Origin of the sequence: Spirosoma agri, from assembly GCF_010747415.1 — a bacterium.
Classification (GTDB): Bacteria; Bacteroidota; Bacteroidia; order Cytophagales; family Spirosomataceae; genus Spirosoma; species Spirosoma agri.
Genome location: NZ_JAAGNZ010000001.1, coordinates 1,647,128 through 1,666,127, shown reverse-complemented (window position 1 = coordinate 1,666,127; position 19,000 = coordinate 1,647,128). Strand labels below are relative to the sequence as shown.

Sequence of the window (19,000 nt, the reverse complement as noted above, 5' to 3'; positions counted from 1 at the left end):
AACGTCTATTTCCATTTTTCTGTGCGAAAAAACTAAGTATAATTACTTAACGTAAAGTAGTAACAAAATTTAACGAAAATTAAATCAAATCGTTAAAAATCAATTAATTAAACACGTAGTGCTGAACTTCGTCAATTAGTTTTTGTCAATTGCATAGTAAACCTATTCGACAGACTTTAATCTTCTACGTTGTGGCGCTACTCGATGCTTACACGCAACCTCTGACAGCGGCTCAGGTGGGTCATCTGCTTCGACGAACGACATTTGGCCCTACCGCCGACCAGATCAAAATGCTGACCGGACAAACGGCTAGTCAAATCCTCCTGAAACTCCTGGCTGATCAACCGGCTCCGGCTCCTCCGCTGGACCTTACCACGGGGAAAACTTTTCACGATCAGCCATTCGACACAACCAATACGGGGAAACTGAACGCCTACCTCAAAGCCTGGTGGGCGAACCTGATGCTCAATCAGCCCATATCGCTGCTCGAAAAAATGACCCTGTTCTGGTCGAATCATTTCGTTACCAATACCGCCACTGTTAACGATTATCGGTACATGTACCGCTACAATGCGTTACTTCGGCAGCAGGCACTGGGTAACTTCAAGGCATTTGCGGTGGCGATCACGCAGGACCCGGCCATGCTTCGCTTTCTGAACGGCAACCAGAATGTGGTCGGTACAGCCAATGAAAACTACGCCCGCGAACTTCAGGAATTGTTTACCATCGGACGGAATGGCGGTTACACCGAAGACGATGTTCGTATGGCGGCAAAGGCACTGACGGGCTGGGCCGACACGGGTTATCGCGATGCGGTAAATGCAACCATTAGCAGTTCATTCCGACCGGCAAAGCACGATACGAGCGACAAATCATTTTCGGCAACGTACCAGAATACCGTCATCAAAGGGCGATCGACAGCCAGTGGCGGGCTAGACGAGTTGAACGATCTGCTCGATATGATCCTGCGCAACACCGAAACGCCCCGCTACATCTGCCGACGGCTGTACCGCTGGTTTGTCAATTCAGACATCACCCCCGCGATTGAAACGGGTGTTATTCAACCACTTGGGGATCTGTTTCGGAAAAGCAATTTCGAACTAAAGCCCGTGTTGACAGCCCTCCTGCAAAGTCAGCATTTCTTCGACGAGAGTTTGCGTGGAGCGATTATCAAATCCCCGACCGATCTGGTGATTGGTACGCTGCGTTTCTGGGGACTACAGGCTCCCGATGCCACTCAGAACATAACAAACTTTTATCAGGTCGGTAATTACGCGTATGCCCGGCTCAAAGAACAGCAGCAAGACCTGCTCGATCCGCCAACGGTGTTCGGCTGGACGGCTTACTACCAAACGGGCTATTATCAGCAATGGGTCAATTCAACCACGCTGGGGTTACGGGGCAGCTTCGGCGATACCCTTACCAATGGCGCGCTGAAGCTGGCTGGAAAACCCGTTATTGATGTGCTGGTCTACGCTAAAACGCTGTCAGACCCGAGCAATGCCGCCAAACTGGTTACGGATATGACCGCACAGCTACTGGCCATTCCACTCACCCAAACGCAGACCGATTTTCTGACCGACACGATTCTGCTCAACTCGATTCCACGCTACGAATGGACCAGTGAATGGAACGACTACGTTAGAAGCCCGACCGATGCCGCCAAGAAACAGGCAGTCCAATTGAAGCTAACGAACTTTTTACAGTACATTTTCCGCATGGCTGAATACCAGGTGAATTAATTGTGACTGAAATCCTTAGTGATTGAGTAAATTCTTTTTGTATCACTATTCACTCAATCGCTCATTCACTAACCCGCTCAATTATTCCTTACCTATGAAACGTCGTAATTTTCTACAGTATGCGGCTTCGTCGCTGGTGCTGCCGGTTTTGATTGATGGCTATGGTGCGAAGGCGTTTGCCCGGCCCTCTTCGTTTGTGCGGTCGCTGATCGAACTGGCCGAGCAGAGCGATCGGGTTCTGGTTATTATTCAATTGCAGGGCGGTAACGACGGCCTGAATACGGTGATTCCACTCGATCAGATGAGCGTCTACACCGCGTCGAATTTTCGGGGCAACATCGCTATCCCCGAAACCAAAGCACTGAAACTGAAGAACTATGCAGCAACGGGTCTTCATCCATCCATGACGGGGATGCAACAGCTTTTTAACGACGGTAAGCTAAGCATCATTCAGGGGGTGTCGTATCCAACGCCTAACTTTTCCCATTTTCGGGCGAGCGACATCTGGATGACCGCCGTCGATTCCAGCCAGACGGCCACATCCGGTTGGGCAGGTCGTTATCTGGATAAGCGATTCCCCAACTATCCGAAGGCTTACCCCACCGCCGAAACACCTGATCCACCCGCTATTCAGATTGGGTACGTAGCCGCTACGACTCTGTTAGGCCCTACTGACTCGATGGCGATTGTCCTTCAGGACCCCGACACATTCGCCCGGCTGGTTGGCGACAAACCCAATGACCCGGTGAGTACGGTTTCGGGCTACGCCGGTCGGCAGATTGACTACATCCGGCAGCAACAGGCCAGTTCGGTCAGTTACGCGGGGCAGATCAAAACGGCAGCGAGCAAAGGTAAAAATCTGGCAACCTACCCAACCGGTAATGCACTGAGCGATCAGCTGAAAATTATTGCGAGGCTTATCAGCGGTGGTCTGCAAACCAAAGTCTATTACGTCACGCTGGGCGGTTTCGATACCCACGCCAGTCAGGTCGATGCCACCGACACGACCGTTGGCCCCCACGCTAATCTGCTGAAAACGCTTTCCGACGCTGTTCTGGCTTTCCAAACGGATCTGGGGAAGCTGAAAATTGACGACCGGGTTGTTGGCATGACGTTTTCTGAATTTGGCCGACGCGCCATATCGAATGGTAGTCGCGGCACCGATCACGGAACTTCAGCGCCGATGTTCGTATTCGGCAACGCGATCAAATCATCGATGGTTGGTAAGAACCCGAACCTGAGTGATCTGGACAATAACAACCTGAAAATGCAGACGGATTTCCGGCAGGTGTACGCGGCTATTTTGACCGACTGGTTCGGCACTGATACCACCACCGAATCGAACACGCTCTTCCGCGACTTCCCCGTCGCTCCGGTGTTCAGGTCAACCGTTACGAGTACTGAATTCACCCCGCTGGCTGATGCGCGATTGTACCCCAACCCTGCTTCATCGGAGGTGGTGCTGGAAGCTGACGCCATCAATCCGGGTCTGCAATCTGTCGCGCTGACGGACGCACAAGGGCGCATGATCCAGCTTAATGCATCGCAGCTAACAGCAACATCGGTCCGGTTCAATGTTGGCACATTACCCACCGGAACCTACGTCGTTCACGTTGCCACGAGGCAGGGGGCACTCACCAAACGCCTGTTGGTAGCGCGTTGATCCGAATCGCGGAGTTACCCGGCGGGCAGGATCAATACAACCAGTTCACGGCCTTTTTGACCACATCCGGCAGGTTGTCGGAGATATGGTCGACCCAGACTGATTTGTTGATGCGGCTGGCCGTCGGATAGGGATAAATTTTGTTGAAGAAATCGCCCGCGGTCAGCTTTTTCTGAATGGCCAGAATTAACTCCTGGGCCAGTTCACCCGCGTTAGGCGCAATCATGGTGCCACCCAGAATTCTGGTACCGAAGGGGTTAATGCCGGATGGTTCGGTGAATAAAATCAGTTTGGCGTAGGCATAGTCTTCGATCACTGCCCGATCGTCATGCGCGAAATCATACGCAACACGTTCGTAGCTGATCGTACGCTTCTTCAGATCATCTTCCGACAGACCAAACGTAGCTACTTCGGGGTCCGTAAACGTTACCCATGAGAAATAATCGTAGCTCAGTTTCTTGTCGAGGATCTGACCGGGCGTAATGAAGTTCGTGATCAGCGTAGACACGTGCAGTTCGGCCGCGTGAGAGAAATAACGTTGTCCGGCGGGCAACCCGGCGGCTGCATCACCAGCGGCAAAAACGTGTTCATTGGTTGTTTGCAGATAGTCGTTCAGTTTGATACGCCCTTTGTCGTCCAGATCGATTCCCGCTGCGGAAAGATTCAGCTCGTCGAAGTTGAACGTCCGGCCAATAGCGACCAGGACCACATCGAATTCAACCAGCTCCGTTGAGCCATTTTCCAGTACTAGTTCAGCAGAATTCGGATGGGGAAAGGATTTTACCGTGCGACTAAGCTTAAACTCGATTCCTTCCTCGGTCAGCCGCTTTTGCAGAATATCGGACACGTCGGGGAGTTCTTTCGACAAAATCCGGTCCTCGGCTCCCACCACCGTTACCTGGCTACCCAGCCGCTGAAATGCCTGACCGAGTTCGATACCAACGGGTCCGGATCCAACAATAAGCAGTCGTTCGGGAAGCGTTTCGAGTGAGAACAGCGTTTCGTTCGTATGAATGTTCACCTGTTCAATACCATCCACGGTCAACGTCTGTGGTTTCGAGCCCGTACACAGCACGATATTCCGGGCGGACACCAATCGACCCGGCTGATTATCCCGACTGATCTCTATTTCCTGGCTACCCACGAATTTCGCCGTACCCAACTCAACATCCAGGCCCTCGGTTTGGCGTAGATAGTCCGCGTTCTCGTGGACACGAATAATGTCCTGTCGCTCACGCACGTACTGCATCACAGCGGCCAGATCGGTTTTGCCTTCCGTTTTCCAGCCGAAGGGTTGTGTACGTTTGGCGTTATGGATCAGGCGACTCACGTGGATCAGTGCTTTGCTGGGTACGCAGCCATCGTTCAGGCAATCGCCCCCAATCCGATGATCATAGCGATCAACGAGCAGCACACTAAAACCGAGCCGCTTCATGGCAATGGCTATACCAAGGCCAGCCGAACCCGCTCCAATAGCAATAAGATCGTAGTGCGATTTCATAAGGCTTTTTTTGACGAAGGTTACTTACTCTGTTTGAGCTTCTTAAAATCGTCCATCGTTCCCTTTATCGTGGCGATAAACTTGCTGTTTTTAAAGGTCGGATTGTCGTTTTTGTCGATAATCTTACACCGGAAATCAATCACGTAGGGCGTATCTTTTTTGTCGAACAGCAGCTTTGGCAATACACTCAGTGTTTTCCCCGGCTTGCCCGTCACCGGGAAGACAACGGGCGTAGTGGCCTGCGCTTTGATCAGAATCGGTTCTGGCTGCTCCCCTTCCGCGATTTGCTCCCCGTCGATCGTGACTGTATAATGCGTATCGGTGATGTTGTAGGGAAACTTGTTCTTATTGGTTATGCTCACTTTTGCGGCTACGTCGGCTCGTTTGAGGCCAAGCTTCCCAAAGTCGATATCTTCAATTTTGATCTTCGGCATGTAATACGTCGGCATCCGTCGTTCGGTGGTGGCCGAAAACGTCTTTTCACCCAGAATGGGGACATCGAGCGCAAACGTCGTCCGCATTTTGTAGGTTGTACTGTCGATTCCTTTCCGTTCCAGCGTTTCCAGCACCTTCGTCAGCTTCTTGCTGAACAGTTTGGCGGGCATCATAATCAACGTGCTATCGCCGGATTTAACCTCGATCGGCTTCCTGTAAGAATCGACCATGACCGGTGTATCGGCGATATAAAATGTGTAATCGACCTGGTGCGCCTTGAAGCCCACCGGCAGCGGATTATCGACGAGCATGTACATGTTCATCGTAATCGCGTCGTCGCTGATGTCAGTAAAATCGAACCGGCTGAGTTCGAGCCGGGGTTTGAGTGTATTATCGTAAGGGCCGTTTTCGGCTGAAGCATTTTGTTTGAGCCTGCTGTACCAGACATAGGCGCCGATTGCTCCCAACAGCAAAACGACCAAAGCAATTACCCCTCCTTTTTTCATGACGTGTCGTACGTGTATCGTAAGACGTTGTAACGGTGGTTATAGTCAGACTGTTTCGTGCAGAATAGACACCATCATCTATCCGTACTCTTTTTTAATTGTTCAAAGAGTAAAGAACTCTGCTTTTCTTCTTACCTAACTACGTAAAATCACAGTCTGAATCACATGAAAAAACGTTCGATCGTTCTGGCTATCGCGTTAGCTGGTCTGTTTATGAATCTAACGATCCGCCCGAAGGCCGATGGGTGGGTTAGCATTTTTAACGGCAAAAATTTCGATGGCTGGAAAGTCACCGAAGAAAGTCCGGGTACCTTCACGGTGCAGGATGGTGCTATCGTCGTCGCGGGTCCCCGTGCCCATCTGTTCTACGAAGGCCCGGTAGGCAACCATAATTTCAGAAATTTCGAATGGAAGGCGCAGGTCAAAACAATGCCGGGCTCCAATTCGGGCATGTTTATTCACACCGCCTATCAACCATCGGGCTGGCCCTCGAAAGGCTACGAGATTCAGGTAAACCAAACACACACCGACTGGCGTAAAACGGGCAGCGTGTACGCCCTTCAGGACGTGAAAGAGGTGTTCGTGAAAGACGATGAGTGGTATACCGAACACATCATTGTGCAGGGCAAAAAAGTAACCATCAAGCTCAACGATAAGACTATCAACGAGTATATGGAGCCCGACAGTATCAGCCAGGGCAAGTCTATGAAAAAACTCAGCAGTGGAACCGTTGCCCTGCAAGGCCACGATCCTAAAAGCAAAGTTTATTTCAAAGACATCCAACTGAAGGTTTTACCAGATTAGGTGCAGAGTCATCGGATAATTAGTTATCCGATGACTGGTCTAGTTACCCGCGCCGGTCGACTTGAATTGTTTGATGCTGTAGTCGCTGGCTTGTAGCTGAGCCGGATTTTTGGCAGCCACCGCTGCACTCACTTCGCTGATTCGGGCGTTGAGCGTGAAAATTTTTCCGTTCACGTCTACGCAAGTGGTAGCCTGATCGTAACCGCTGGCATCCGACTCGACAATGGTGAACGTGTTCCAGCCATCCGAACTACGCACCCGCGAAACCCGATTCCGGTTATTGACCACGTATAAATCGTCGCCAACCAACACCATGCCGTCACCGTTGGGCAGCGCCGGACCGGTTATCTGCTTCGGTAGCGTCGGTGCACTCAGGCTGACTTTGTACAGACTACCCTCGTTCGCTTTGGCGACAATCAGGAATTTGTCGGGATGGTAGACGATACCGTTCAGGTTGATGCCTTCAGTGCCCGCGAACAAAGGCGAATTGACCAGAATACTTGGCTTGGTCGTATCGGCAGGCACCTTATAAATGACCGGGGCAAACGAGTCAGTTACGTAGGCATTGCCCTCAGAATCGAACGCCAGATCATTGGCATAGTGGTTGGAGCCCGGAAGCAATGCCGCCAGATTGACACGTCTCAGGTTCGTACGGGTGGCCAGATCATAAATGAATAGCCCCGCCGTTTTTAATGTCGTTGCCGACGTACTTTTGCTGGAAACGCCCTGATCGCCGTTGCAGACGTACAGTTTACCATCGCGCACTTTCATTCCAATCGAACTGATAAGCGCACTGTCTTGGGCAATCAGGTCCGCATACCGACCGTTCTGATCTACCGTTCCAATTTTTCCCTGCGTAATGGAGCTGACCAGAAATTTGTCCAGTGAAGGCGCGTACGTGATTCCTTCCGGGTATTGCCGGGCAGCGGAGAAGGCAATTCGCTCAGGAAAGATCGGTGCATCGAACTCAGGATCAGGCGTATTACAGGCAGCCAGCGTACCGGCCAATACAGCGAGACAGTATGCGTTTTTAGGCGATACATTCATGGGTATAGGGTCGTTCGGACCATTGGTTTACGTCTATTTGTACTTCTTCGAGGTGTGAATTGTTTTTTTTCGGGCAAGAACGCTGTCTATCCTAATCGAATAATAGTAAAAGTGCATAAACCCAACGGACTACGTCTGTACATTCTGCTAAACTATCCATCCTTTTTCTGGTTTTAGCTCTACACAACTCATTACAACACTATGACGCATTTTGAAACCCTTACGGAAGCGATGGAGGATCTGCGTAGCCGTGGCTACACGCACGACTTCGCGCCTAAAAAAGACTTTCTGGTTGAACAGAGCACCGAAACCAAACTGCGCGGTGAGGAATTTACGGTAGACGAATTTCACCGGTTCGAGGGTACGTCAGACCCCGGCGATGAGATGACCCTGTATGCGATCACGACCGTCAATGGTTTAAAAGGCGTATTTGTATCCGCACAAGGTACTTATTCGAATGAAGTATCGCCGGAGCTGATGGCCAAGTTCAACGTATCTGACCGTCCCGAAGTAGATACAACCGGATCTGTAGAGCCAATTACACCTGTGTCGGCCAACTGATAGACTTTTTTACTGAATTTTGCAAGAAAATGACCCGGAACATGTAAAATTTTCCGGGTTTTTCGCTATCTTTGCGCCCTTTACAAAAAAACGCGCTGTTTTTTTTCGTACTGAAACGCCATGAAGTTATCCGAATTTAAATTTGATCTGCCCGAAAGTTTAATTGCCAAATACCCAGTTGAACGGGGTGAATCACGATTAATGGTGGTTGACCGTAAAGCCAAAACCATTGAGCACAAGCAGTTTTCGGATATCCTGAGCTATTTCAGTGACGGTGACGTAATGGTCATCAACAACACGAAGGTTTTTCCGGCCCGGCTATACGGCAATAAAGAAAAAACCGGCGCGAAGATCGAAGTATTCCTGTTGCGCGAACTCAACCGGGAAATGAAGCTATGGGACGTTCTGGTTGATCCCGCCCGTAAAATCCGCGTTGGTAATAAACTTTATTTCGGCGACAGTGATCTGGTAGCCGAAGTTATCGATAACACAACCTCCCGTGGCCGGACGATTCGGTTCCTGTTTGACGGTAGTCACGAGGAGTTCATGAAAGCGGTGGACGAACTGGGAGAAACGCCCCTGCCCCGCGAAATCAACCGGGAGGCCGAACTGTCTGACCGCGACCTGTATCAAACCGTTTTTGCTCAGCATGTCGGTGCGGTAGCTGCGCCAACGGCTGGCCTTCACTTCACCCGTGCGATGATGAAGCGGATGGAGATCAAAGGCATTCACTTTGCGCCGATCACACTGCACGTTGGTCTCGGCACCTTCCGTCAGGTAGACGTTGAAGACCTGACGAAGCATAAAACTGATTCGGAAAATTATCGTATTCCGGAAGATGCGTCGCAGATCGTTAATACCGCTCTTGATGCGGGTAAACGCGTTTGTGCCGTTGGTACAACTTCGCTCAAAGCTATCGAATCATCGGTATCGGCCAATAGCCGTTTGAAGCCCGTTGAAGGCTGGACCGATAAGTTTATCTTCCCTCCCTACGACTTCAAAATTGCCAATACGTTGCTGACCAGTCTGCACCTGCCGGAGTCTATTCTGATTATGATGACAAGTGCGTTTGGTGGTCACGAACTCATTAAACAAGCCTACGAAACAGCCATTAAAGAAAAATATCGTTTCTTTAGCTATGGCGATGCGATGCTGATTTTATAAGTCAACTCGTTAGTAAGTCAGTAAGTCGGTACGTAATTTTGGCTCATGTCAAGTTACCTACCGACTTTTTCATTGGCCGACATAGCAACTTCCTACGCGATTATCGTCGCCGGGGGAAGCGGTAGTCGCATGAAATCCGATGTGCCGAAGCAATTTCTTCTGTTGCGTGGAAAGCCGATTCTCCAGCATACACTTGAGCAATTTCTGAGTGTTCTGCCGGCGGCTCAGCTTATTCTGGTGCTACCTGCCCGTGATCAGCTCATCTGGTCATCTCTTTGCAACGAGCATAATTTCCATCCGGCTATTCAAACCGTTACGGGTGGTGCCAGCCGTTTTCAGTCGGTTCGAAATGGTCTTGGTATGATCTCAGCGCTCGACGGACTGGTGGCGGTTCACGATGGGGTTCGACCGTTCGTTTCACCAGACATCATCAGAACTAGTTTTGAGACGGCCGCTCAGACAGGATCCGCCGTGACCTGCGTATCGGTTAAAGATTCGGTTCGGGTTGTCGACGCCGATGGTCATAGTCAAGCCGTGGACCGCAGTCTGTACCGACTCATTCAAACACCGCAGACCTTCCGGCTGGCTATATTCCGGCAAGCCTTCCTGACTGACGAGCAGCCGTTTTTTACCGACTGCGCCAGTGTGCTGGAATACGCGGGTTTTCCGATTACGCTTATTGAAGGCTCATACGACAATATCAAAATCACGACACCCGACGATCTACGAGGCTTTTAAAGTCCCGAATACTCACCCCCGGCTCCAAAACGGGAGAGAAACGTCAAAGAGTGGGGTCTGTCCCCTATTGGGGTGAGGGTAACTAAGTAAACCAGTTAAACCTATGCGTAACCGACTGTCTACCGATCAATACACGAACGGCATTCTGGCTGGTGATCGGCTGATTCTGAGCCGGGCCATTACGCTCATCGAAAGTCGACATCCTGACGATCAGATACTGGCGCAGGAAGTGTTGGCAACCGTGTTGTCGCAAACCGGCAGTTTTCGCTCCGACTCCTCCATTCGCGTCGGTATTACGGGCGTGCCGGGTGTTGGTAAAAGCACGTTCATCGAAACGCTGGGCCAATACCTTACCGGACTGGGGCACAAACTCGCGGTGCTGGCCGTCGATCCGACCAGTCAACGTTCGGGGGGTAGTTTGTTGGGCGACAAGACGCGCATGGAAACGCTGTCGATGAATCCCAATGCCTACATCCGGCCTTCGCCAGCGGGCGATTCACTCGGTGGTGTTGGGCAACGCACCCGCGAGACTATGCTTCTCTGCGAAGCCGCCGGATTTGACATCATTCTGGTCGAGACAGTCGGTGTGGGTCAATCGGAGACGGTTGTTCATGGCATGGTCGATTTCTTTCTACTGTTGATGCTGGCCGGAGCGGGCGACGAACTTCAGGGCATGAAACGAGGCATTATGGAACTGGCGGATGCGCTGGCCATCACGAAAGCGGATCGGGACAATGCGCTGCACGCCCGTCGTGCACAGGTCGAATACCGCAACGCCTTACACCTGTTTCCGCCTACCGGAACCGGCTGGTTTCCACCCGTACTCACCTGTTCGGCGCTAACCGGCGATGGTATGGAAACGGTCTGGCAAACCATCCTTGACCACCAGCAACAAACCACGTCGAATGGGCACCGTCAACGGCACAGACAGGCTCAGCAATTAGCCTGGTTCCGTTCGCTGTTGCAGTATGAACTAGCCAATCGATTTTATACGCAACCGGGCATGCGCGACCGCTTAACAGCCATTGAAGAACAGGTCCAGACGGGTACATTACTTCCTGTCCCGGCAGTACAGCAATTGCTACACGAAGCGGCTTAACGTCAACCGATGTTACCCCACTTTACCAAGGCGTAGACAGTCGTTAAACGAACGATAAACAGAATGATTAAACACCTAATTTACTGGTAGTGAATCAATTTTTCCATTCGCACTATAGCCTGGTAAAAAGTTGCTTACTGGCAGCCTGCGCACGATACCGACTTCTTTTTTATTTTTACCAGTATGTATAGATTTCTCTCTCTTGTGGGTTTTATGCTGGCTACCCTGACCGCATACGCTCAACGAGATACGCTCATCACTATCACCTCATCGGGCGGGTTGCAGTTTGACCAGAAGCGACTCATCATCAAACCAAACACCCGTTTACGACTCATTTTTCAGAACAAGGACGATATGGCGCATAACCTTGTCGTGACGCGTCCTAACTCGCGACTGCGGGTGGTTGAGTTTGCGCTGGCTCTCGGCGCAAAGGGGCCGGCGCAGCATCACGTACCGACCATGGATGACGTGCTGGCGCATACGACCAGTGTAGAACCTGGCAATACCGATTCATTAACAGTTACGCTTACCGAAGGGGCTTATCCGTTTGTCTGTACGTATCCGGGGCATGGTTCGATCATGTACGGGGTCATTTACGCAACCAGTGCACCCGATCGTCTCCCATCTCCCGAAACAGACCGTAACCTACCGAATCCAGAACGGACAGCGGAGGCCGCTCATCATCACACCACTGACTCGGGGCACCCATACGCACTGCAACTTCCGGCGGTCTATCGCACGTTCATGCCCGATTGTGGTCCGGCAGCTATTGCGGTGGGTTTACCCGGTCCGGAGGGCGGTCAATCCTATGTGTTCGATGCGGGTCAGTGTCGGCTACGGTATGCCTGGTCAGGTGGGTTCGTGGATAATACGGAGCAATGGGATGGGAAAGGGCAGCGATTTACGAAATTGGTTGGTGAGATCTACTTTCGGGATACGGGCGGCTTTCCGTGGAAGGTCGGGAATGCCAAGCAGGGACCACCGCAGTTTAAAGGGTATCGACTTATCAACCGGTATCCTGAGTTTCGGTATGTCGTGAACGGCGTTGAAGTACGGGAAATGGTCAAGCCACTTGCGCGCGGACGCGGTCTGATTCGAACCTTCACGCTCAGTCCGACGAAACAGCCGATTACGTTCGTTGCGACAGCACAACCCGGCATTCGCCTTAAACCGTCGGTTGGTTCAATCCAGCAAGGTGCGATCCGATTACCGGCTGGTACGCGCCAGTTCTCGCTGACGGTCTTAACACTGTGAACCGGCTCTATATCTACTATACCCGCATTCAAATCGCTCCTACGGCTATTATTAGCCTTCTACACATTGTAACTCATGCTTGCTTCTCTGCTCCTGTCTGCCCTATTGGTTTGTGCTGCTCCGTCGGATACCATAACCGATTATTACGAGGTCGAAACGATTGCGACGCCACCCGGTCTGGTAGCCGAAACGGGCGGGTTATCCTTTTTACCTGACGGGCGACTGGCCGCTTGCTTCCACCGGGGCGAGGTGATGCTGTATAATCCAAAAACGAAAGTCTGGAAACTCTTTGCCGAGGGGCTCCACGATCCGTTGGGCGTCGTCGCGATCAGCAATCGGGAATTATTAGTGATACAACGGCCGGAACTAACCCGGATCACGGACACGAATGGTGACGGTATCGCTGACCAGTACGAAACGGTAACGGATCAGTTCGGGATGTCGGGCAACTACCACGAGTTTGCGTTTGGGCCGGTACGCGATGGAAAAGGAAATTTGTACATCAGCCTGAACACAGCCTCTAACGGTGCGGGTATTCGCGATGAGGTTCGGGGCCAGTACGATGCGCTTGGTCGGCAGGGACGGATGTATGCCTGTGTTCCCTACCGGGGGTGGATCCTGCAAATCACACCCGATGGAAACGTAAAACCCTATGCCAGCGGGTTCCGGTCACCCAATGGCATGGGCTTCGATGCGCAGGGACGACTCTTCGTTACGGATAATCAGGGTGACTGGTTAGGAACGAGTAAGCTCTACCATGTTGAAGAAGGCAAGTTTTACGGCCATCCGGCCAGTCTGGTCTGGCGACCCGGTTTCCCTGATGTTGACCCGCTTACCCTCTCCCCCCACACCCTCGACAGTATGCGAACCGTCGAATCGATTGCGTTTCCGCATGAGGTGATGGCCCACTCGCCAACGCAGCTGGTCGTTGACAATACCGGTGGTAAATTTGGGCCCTTCTCCGGACAGCTTTTTTTGGGTGAAATGGATTTCTCGCGCCTAATTCGGGTATTACCCGACGAAGTTGACGGGCAGATACAGGGTGCCTGTATTCCTTTTTATGACAAGGCTGGCGGCAAAAATCCGCTTCATATCGGCAATAACCGACTCGCGTTTGCTCCCGATGGTAGTTTATGGCTGGGACAGACTGATCACGGCTGGCTCGGTGACCGGGGTATCCAGCGCATTCGCTACAAAGGTGCCTCTGCTGGCGTTCCACTAGATATTCTGAACATGAAGCTGACGCCTACTGGTTTTGACCTGACGTTCACGCAACCGCTTGACGAAGCAGCTGCCCGTGATCTAGCCAGTTATCGATTCAAAAGCTATTATTACGAGTACCACCAGGCGTATGGTTCGCCCCAGATGGACGTTCAACCGGTAGCCGTTTCGGGAGCCACACTTTCGACTGACCGCAAAACGGTGTCGTTAACACTCCCCGATTTAAAGGCCGGTCGCATTTACGAACTAAACCTGGGCAATCTACTGGCCAACAACGGGCAAAAGAAACTGGCCAACAAACTGATTTGCTACACGCTGAATCGGCTTGTTCGGTAATTTTCCCCACTGACCCGTCGGAGAGGGGCCGGGATAAGGAGTCACCCTAAAACTTCACCAGCCGGGCTGGATGGCGGTCGAACAGACGTACGGTATCGATTGGCTGGTATTGGTTTCCTACAAGACTTGTCGAGTCGGCGATGTAGTATGCGTTGGGTATTCTGGTGTCAGTTTTGCGTAGAATCTGGCCTCTGAAGGCGGCAATATGAAAAGAATTCACGTCGGTTGCCCCGGTGCTGCCAATCGTTTCCCGGTAGCCATACAAAGGTCTTCTCCTTGTTTCGCGGGCAATGCGCTCTGATTCATCTTTGTAAAACTGCCGGGATGCCAGTCGCCCAGGTAGGGTTATCCAATTCATACCAATTCGTATGACGACCATCACCAGCAACATTCGCCCGAGTCTGTTTTGCGTATCCTGCCACAGCCACCAAGCACAAACCGACAGAAGGAAAAAAACCAGGGCAGTTTTCCAGACGATGCCGTCTACGATCCGGGTTTTAGGGTGAAAAACAGCAACCCAGACACCAATCGTGACGATGGCTGTCAGGCCAAGCCATAGCCACTCGATCCATTTCCGCGCCGGCGTATCGGGCACACTGTGCTCATAATAAAAATAAGCCAACACGGTAAACAGAAGCGGTAATAAGCCAATCAAATACCGGGCATACACCTGCGGTGATGTCCAGTATACGAGCACATTGACGCTAAATACAAGCGCATTGAACGCGATAAAGGGTTCGCGCTTGATCGTTTTGATACTAGTTCGACTGAACAGCAGGACAAGTAAGAGCAGGTACGGCACAAAATGATAGATCATCTCGAACGGAAACGTCAGCAGATGCAGCAGCGTCTCCCAAATGCCGAATGTAGAAACGGTTCGTTTTGCACTTTCATCAAAAAGTACGCTCGCGACGTTAGCCAGTGGAATGTGATTTCGGCTGAAATAAGCAATGTAGTAACTGCCGATAATGAGCAGAAATAAGCTGACACCAACAACGTGAGCCGGGTGAAACAAGCGTCGAAACTGCCGGGTATAACTAAACCAGCTTACTAAAGTCAGGGCTTGAAAGACGACTGACGGTAACCCTTTCGTCAGAAAACCGAGTGCCGTCAGGGCATACGTACACAGGAACAAGGCCCAGTAATTACGACGCTGATCAAAATGATAAACGAGCATCATGGCCGAATACGTCAGCCAGCCAAAGGGAATGTCAATCGAACTCCAGAGTGAATCGTAAATCAAGACCCGCCCGTTGGTCAACACCATCATCGCGACGACAAACGAAACCATAGCGGGCGGGCTCTTTCGAACGGGCATGTATCGACGCACAAAACCGTATATGGTCAGGCCAAACAACAGCAGTGAAATGACCATTGGTAATCGCAGGGCAAACGACGAGTAATTGCCAGCTAGCTTATAGAATCCGATGATCAGCCAGTTATACAGCGGGGGTTTATTGAAGTACAATTCACCGTTTAGTGTGGGGGTAATATAATCGCCGGAGAGGATCATTTCGAGCGCGACCAAAGCCCGGCGCGGTTCATCGGAACTTGTATCGAGTGGCAGGTAGCCCAGATGCGAAATCAGCGCGATCAGTAGAAGCCCCACTGTCAATGCAGGCCAGCCAATAAGGGAGCGAAGCCACGAAGAATGCGTTACTGTAGTAGAATCCACGGATACATTGACTTTACGTTTCTACCACAAAAAAAGGCGAACCACTGGTTCGCCCTCTCTTTTTCTTAAAATTTTATTCCTACGAGTTACCCAGCGTGCGGTCGGGTTCGTCAGTACGGGTCGCGGGTATGGCCCCTTCAGACATACTCCGGGTCCGGTCAGCGTTAGCTACTGTATCCGAATCAGACAGTCCAGCTTCGTTCGTTGGCTGCAGATAGGCTGTCATTGGATTGTTTTTATCGGTTGATGCGTCATCAGCACCGGCGGCTACGGGTGGTTGTCCCCAAGATGCGCGTTTGGCTTCTTCCAGGTCTGCATCGGTTGGCTGATCGCCTTCGGTCGATGCTAGTGCCTGGGCTTCTTCCACATCACCGGGTACGTCCGTATCGTTGTTGGACGCCACCCGCGAAGGAAGTTCGTTATCAAGATTTTTATCGTTCAGTTGCGCCAGTTCGGGAGCAATACCCATTGTACTGTGCATTTGTTGAGCAGCATGCGATTCGGTGCTCTCTTTGCGGCTGTTGCTACTTACGCTCATAACGTTGTCGGTTTAGTGTTGAGTTTATAGACTGATTAAATAAAGGCAAGTTTATCTACACATGGCAAGCACGATTGACTTTTTTCAATAAGTCGGCTTGTTGTTTAGGTCGGTACCTGTCTGAGCGATGTCTTCTTCAGATTCTGGCTCAGAGTCCGCTACCTCTTCTTCCTCAAGATCGTCCTGCTTCTTTGCTTCCTCCTGTGCGCTGGGAACGCCCACCTGATCAGCCGATGCATAGTCGTCGGGACCCTGGGTCGTTACGTCGACCGTTGACGTTTTCGTCTGGTCACCAACGGCGCTCTCTTCACCTGCTTCCGTGACTTCCATCGTGCTGTTGTCCTGATCACCCATACGAAGGATACCGTTCTTACCATCCATATCGGTGCTACCAATGCCCCGGTTGTTCCGGCCATCCTGTCCGCCCCGAACCTGTAGGCTATCTAAGCCGTTGGCCGAGTTTTCCTGGTCATACCGATGTTTATTATCCTCTGCGGGGCGATCAACATCCGTATCGTCTGTGCCGAACGGTCCATTTGTACGACCATTGATCTGCGCGTCATCCCGTTCTACGTCCTCTGATTTATTTTCCATATCGTCGAGTGCTTTTATTACCTAATCTAACTGCTGTTCCCGCAAAAAGTTTAAGTCACATACGGCTTCTATCGATTGTGTTTTATACTAATTAGTTCATAGTTATACTTAACAAGTTATAACTTTTTAATCATTGGTATAATAAAAGCCCCTAAATACCTAATTCACCGAATAATAAATACAAAAGTATCAATACAAAATATCATGTCTTTAGTCTTATATAAAATTAAAATAATTATGTTTTGGAGCCTATTAACCGACAAATCGGATTAATAACAGATTTATTTATTTATCGGTAGGTGTGTCTGACCAAAACGATAGGTTCCTTTGTATTCGCAATTACCCGATGTGTACACGACATAACCCACAATGAGCAGGGTAGTGCCTTTCGATCAAGAATTATTTTAATAGTTGGATAAAGCGTAATGCGAAAAACGGGTTGACCTTGTCGGCTCGTTTTTTTGTTTTCACTCCGCTCCCCGACCCATTACGCAGCCAATTGCTCACAAAAAAAGGAGGCCCTCGTTATGAGGACCTCCTTTTATACTCTACTGAGAATTGTTTAGTCTACATCCCAGAACAGTTTAGTAGCAAATACATCGATCGTACCCTGCGCAGACACATTGGCTACGTTTGAACCAGCTTCCGTATTCGGATAAAACAGCCGTAGCGGGCGTCTTGCATCAGGAACCTGACCACTTTGTGGCGTAACTGGAAGATTCGTCCGTCTGTATTCAGCCCACGCTTCCAAACCACTGAAGTTGGTCAATGCCACCCATTTCTGAATAGCAATAGCAGCCAGTTTGTCTGTTGATGCATCCCAGTCATAGTTCTGAATTTTACTGCCTTTAAACGCTGCAGCGCCGGCGGTGTTAGCGCCCAACACGCGGAACGACTGGACAATGCCTTCTTCGAAATAGGCTTTAGCCGTATTCGGTAAAGTGACATCCGAATACCGTTGTTTAGCTTCGGCCAGTAGGAATTGAACTTCTGATCCAGTCATGATAATGTAGGCGCGATTGTAATCACCTTTAACGATCAGACTTGGCCCTATTGAACTAGTGTTGGCAGGTAAGTACCCCGAACTGGCCCCAAAAGGCGTACCCGAATAGTTCGCTGCAATTTCCGCTTTGGTACTCACACCCGGCGTGCTGCTACTCTCGCCACCAGTAGCGTACGCAATCCGTTTCAGGCGTAAGGTATCACCAGCCGCTTTGAGGCTATTGATCAGGAATTGCGTTGGACGGGGGTAATTGTTCAACGCCCGTTTAGCACCCGTTTCGTTGTAGCCCCACCGATCATAGACGGGATTTAACTGCCCGGCTGCTGGTTGGAAGAACGATGGCCCACCGATACCAACGTCCGATCCCGTAATAAAGCCCGATCCTTCAGTTACGATCTTGTTGATCTCGGTCTTGATGTACGATTCGCGACCCGAGACTCTCGACTGACGAATCAGGATTCGCATCTTCAACGAGTTGGCGAATTGAATCCACTTCGTTGTGTTACCCCCAAAGACAATATCAGATGTGCCAAAACCACCCGCAAATGCGTTCGCTTTCAGGTCGACGATCGCTTCGTCCAGCGAAGTAATCAGCGACTCATAAACGGTTTTCTGATCATCGAATTTAGGCGCCAGCGTAGCAGCCCCTTTCAAGGCATCCGTGTAAGGAATATTGCCATACATATCGACCAGTTGCTGAAACAGCATCGCCTTCATCACTTTAGCCGGGCCTTTCAGGAACTTCTGATTGTTGGCATCGGCATTGTTGATCACGAACTGGTAGTCTTCCAGGTTATCGTAAAACGTGTCCCAATAATTAAAATCACCATTGGTAAACTGGTAGGCAAACTGGGATGTATTGATGATGTATCCGTTCCCCTGCGTCCACTGACCCGCCCAGTAAAAACCAAGTTCATTGGCATTCTGACCGGGGTTTCCGATCGTGTTACCAGCCAGGTTCGTTGCCGTAATGTTCAATGCATTGGTCAACACATAGTTGGGCAATGCAGTGGGCAACTGGTTCGGGTTGGTGTTGATGTTCAGAAACTGTTTGGTTTCGCAACTGCTACCACCCAAGGTCACTAAAGCTGCGACAATTACTAGCTTAAATTTCATATC

Annotated in this window: 16 protein-coding genes; 9 read left to right on the top strand and 7 right to left on the bottom strand. The window is 50.7% G+C overall.

The genetic code is table 11. The annotated features are described in order from the left end of the window. The first annotated feature begins 191 nt into the window (after positions 1 to 191). Entirely contained in the window at positions 192 to 1,742 is a 1,551-nt protein-coding gene (locus tag GK091_RS06840) for a DUF1800 domain-containing protein (RefSeq protein WP_164035847.1), read from the top strand. A gap of 94 nt (positions 1,743 to 1,836) precedes the next feature. Beyond that, positions 1,837 to 3,405 carry a DUF1501 domain-containing protein gene (locus GK091_RS06835; protein ID WP_164035846.1) on the top strand — a complete coding sequence of 523 codons (1,569 nt, stop codon included), beginning with the start codon at positions 1,837 to 1,839 and terminating at the stop codon, positions 3,403 to 3,405. Between the two features lie 31 nt (positions 3,406 to 3,436). Here GK091_RS06835 and GK091_RS06830 read toward each other — a convergent pair whose 3' ends face one another. Further along, entirely contained in the window at positions 3,437 to 4,906 is a 1,470-nt protein-coding gene (locus GK091_RS06830) for a dihydrolipoyl dehydrogenase family protein (protein WP_164035845.1), read from the bottom strand. A 20-nt stretch (positions 4,907 to 4,926) separates the two neighbouring features. Continuing rightward, positions 4,927 to 5,847, bottom strand: a complete 921-nt coding sequence (locus GK091_RS06825; protein ID WP_164035844.1) for an LEA type 2 family protein — start codon at positions 5,845 to 5,847, stop codon at positions 4,927 to 4,929. A gap of 213 nt (positions 5,848 to 6,060) precedes the next feature. On the opposite strand from GK091_RS06825, the gene GK091_RS06820 reads away from it, so the two are divergent. Continuing rightward, on the top strand, positions 6,061 to 6,651 hold the full coding sequence (locus GK091_RS06820; RefSeq protein ID WP_394351875.1) for a 3-keto-disaccharide hydrolase: 591 nt from the start codon (positions 6,061 to 6,063) through the stop codon (positions 6,649 to 6,651). A gap of 39 nt (positions 6,652 to 6,690) precedes the next feature. On the opposite strand, the gene GK091_RS06815 is transcribed toward GK091_RS06820, so the two are convergent. Then, positions 6,691 to 7,698, bottom strand: coding sequence for an SMP-30/gluconolactonase/LRE family protein (locus GK091_RS06815; RefSeq protein ID WP_164035842.1), 1,008 nt, complete (start codon positions 7,696 to 7,698; stop codon positions 6,691 to 6,693). A gap of 201 nt (positions 7,699 to 7,899) precedes the next feature. Here GK091_RS06815 and GK091_RS06810 point away from each other — a divergent pair, with 201 nt between their 5' ends. The 6 genes from GK091_RS06810 to GK091_RS06785 all read left to right on the top strand — a co-directional run bounded on the left by GK091_RS06810 (position 7,900) and on the right by GK091_RS06785 (position 14,071). Next, the gene (locus tag GK091_RS06810; RefSeq protein ID WP_164035841.1) at positions 7,900 to 8,259 is read left to right on the top strand and encodes a hypothetical protein; all 360 of its coding nucleotides are present in this window, start codon (positions 7,900 to 7,902) and stop codon (positions 8,257 to 8,259) included. Between the two features lie 120 nt (positions 8,260 to 8,379). Continuing rightward, positions 8,380 to 9,423, top strand: coding sequence for a tRNA preQ1(34) S-adenosylmethionine ribosyltransferase-isomerase QueA (gene queA, locus GK091_RS06805; protein WP_164035840.1), 1,044 nt, complete (start codon positions 8,380 to 8,382; stop codon positions 9,421 to 9,423). 45 nt (positions 9,424 to 9,468) lie between these two features. Further along, complete coding sequence (locus GK091_RS06800; protein ID WP_164035839.1) at positions 9,469 to 10,161, top strand: 2-C-methyl-D-erythritol 4-phosphate cytidylyltransferase; 693 nt, start codon at positions 9,469 to 9,471, stop codon at positions 10,159 to 10,161. Positions 10,162 to 10,264: 103 nt separating this feature from the next. Beyond that, positions 10,265 to 11,260 (top strand): methylmalonyl Co-A mutase-associated GTPase MeaB, encoded by a 996-nt coding sequence (gene meaB / locus GK091_RS06795; RefSeq protein ID WP_164035838.1) that lies wholly within the window; start codon positions 10,265 to 10,267, stop codon positions 11,258 to 11,260. A gap of 183 nt (positions 11,261 to 11,443) precedes the next feature. Beyond that, on the top strand, positions 11,444 to 12,514 hold the full coding sequence (locus GK091_RS06790; protein WP_164035837.1) for a plastocyanin/azurin family copper-binding protein: 1,071 nt from the start codon (positions 11,444 to 11,446) through the stop codon (positions 12,512 to 12,514). A 75-nt stretch (positions 12,515 to 12,589) separates the two neighbouring features. Further along, positions 12,590 to 14,071 carry a PQQ-dependent sugar dehydrogenase gene (locus tag GK091_RS06785; protein ID WP_164035836.1) on the top strand — a complete coding sequence of 494 codons (1,482 nt, stop codon included), beginning with the start codon at positions 12,590 to 12,592 and terminating at the stop codon, positions 14,069 to 14,071. Between the two features lie 46 nt (positions 14,072 to 14,117). Here the strand turns inward: GK091_RS06785 and GK091_RS06780 are convergent, their stop codons facing one another. The 4 genes from GK091_RS06780 to GK091_RS06765 form a co-directional block, all read right to left on the bottom strand. After that, positions 14,118 to 15,746, bottom strand: coding sequence for an ArnT family glycosyltransferase (locus GK091_RS06780; RefSeq protein ID WP_317166278.1), 1,629 nt, complete (start codon positions 15,744 to 15,746; stop codon positions 14,118 to 14,120). Positions 15,747 to 15,825: 79 nt separating this feature from the next. Further along, complete coding sequence (locus GK091_RS06775; protein ID WP_164035835.1) at positions 15,826 to 16,284, bottom strand: hypothetical protein; 459 nt, start codon at positions 16,282 to 16,284, stop codon at positions 15,826 to 15,828. A gap of 84 nt (positions 16,285 to 16,368) precedes the next feature. Further along, positions 16,369 to 16,878, bottom strand: a complete 510-nt coding sequence (locus tag GK091_RS06770; protein WP_164035834.1) for a hypothetical protein — start codon at positions 16,876 to 16,878, stop codon at positions 16,369 to 16,371. Between the two features lie 562 nt (positions 16,879 to 17,440). After that, on the bottom strand, positions 17,441 to 18,997 hold the full coding sequence (locus GK091_RS06765) for a SusD/RagB family nutrient-binding outer membrane lipoprotein (RefSeq protein WP_164035833.1): 1,557 nt from the start codon (positions 18,995 to 18,997) through the stop codon (positions 17,441 to 17,443). Positions 18,998 to 19,000 lie beyond the last annotated feature (3 nt).

What these genes read in the sequence shown, in the direction of transcription:
- GK091_RS06835 (WP_164035846.1), top strand. Translation starts at nt 1,837, where the DNA reads ATGAAACGTCGTAATTTTCTACAGTATGCGGCTTCGTCGCTGGTGCTG.
- GK091_RS06830 (WP_164035845.1), bottom strand. Translation starts at nt 4,906, where the DNA reads ATGAAATCGCACTACGATCTTATTGCTATTGGAGCGGGTTCGGCTGGC.
- GK091_RS06825 (WP_164035844.1), bottom strand. Translation starts at nt 5,847, where the DNA reads ATGAAAAAAGGAGGGGTAATTGCTTTGGTCGTTTTGCTGTTGGGAGCA.
- GK091_RS06820 (WP_394351875.1), top strand. Translation starts at nt 6,061, where the DNA reads ATGAATCTAACGATCCGCCCGAAGGCCGATGGGTGGGTTAGCATTTTT.
- GK091_RS06815 (WP_164035842.1), bottom strand. Translation starts at nt 7,698, where the DNA reads ATGAATGTATCGCCTAAAAACGCATACTGTCTCGCTGTATTGGCCGGT.
- GK091_RS06810 (WP_164035841.1), top strand. Translation starts at nt 7,900, where the DNA reads ATGACGCATTTTGAAACCCTTACGGAAGCGATGGAGGATCTGCGTAGC.
- queA (WP_164035840.1), top strand. Translation starts at nt 8,380, where the DNA reads ATGAAGTTATCCGAATTTAAATTTGATCTGCCCGAAAGTTTAATTGCC.
- GK091_RS06800 (WP_164035839.1), top strand. Translation starts at nt 9,469, where the DNA reads ATGTCAAGTTACCTACCGACTTTTTCATTGGCCGACATAGCAACTTCC.
- meaB (WP_164035838.1), top strand. Translation starts at nt 10,265, where the DNA reads ATGCGTAACCGACTGTCTACCGATCAATACACGAACGGCATTCTGGCT.
- GK091_RS06790 (WP_164035837.1), top strand. Translation starts at nt 11,444, where the DNA reads ATGTATAGATTTCTCTCTCTTGTGGGTTTTATGCTGGCTACCCTGACC.
- GK091_RS06785 (WP_164035836.1), top strand. Translation starts at nt 12,590, where the DNA reads ATGCTTGCTTCTCTGCTCCTGTCTGCCCTATTGGTTTGTGCTGCTCCG.
- GK091_RS06775 (WP_164035835.1), bottom strand. Translation starts at nt 16,284, where the DNA reads ATGAGCGTAAGTAGCAACAGCCGCAAAGAGAGCACCGAATCGCATGCT.
- GK091_RS06770 (WP_164035834.1), bottom strand. Translation starts at nt 16,878, where the DNA reads ATGGAAAATAAATCAGAGGACGTAGAACGGGATGACGCGCAGATCAAT.
- GK091_RS06765 (WP_164035833.1), bottom strand. Translation starts at nt 18,997, where the DNA reads ATGAAATTTAAGCTAGTAATTGTCGCAGCTTTAGTGACCTTGGGTGGT.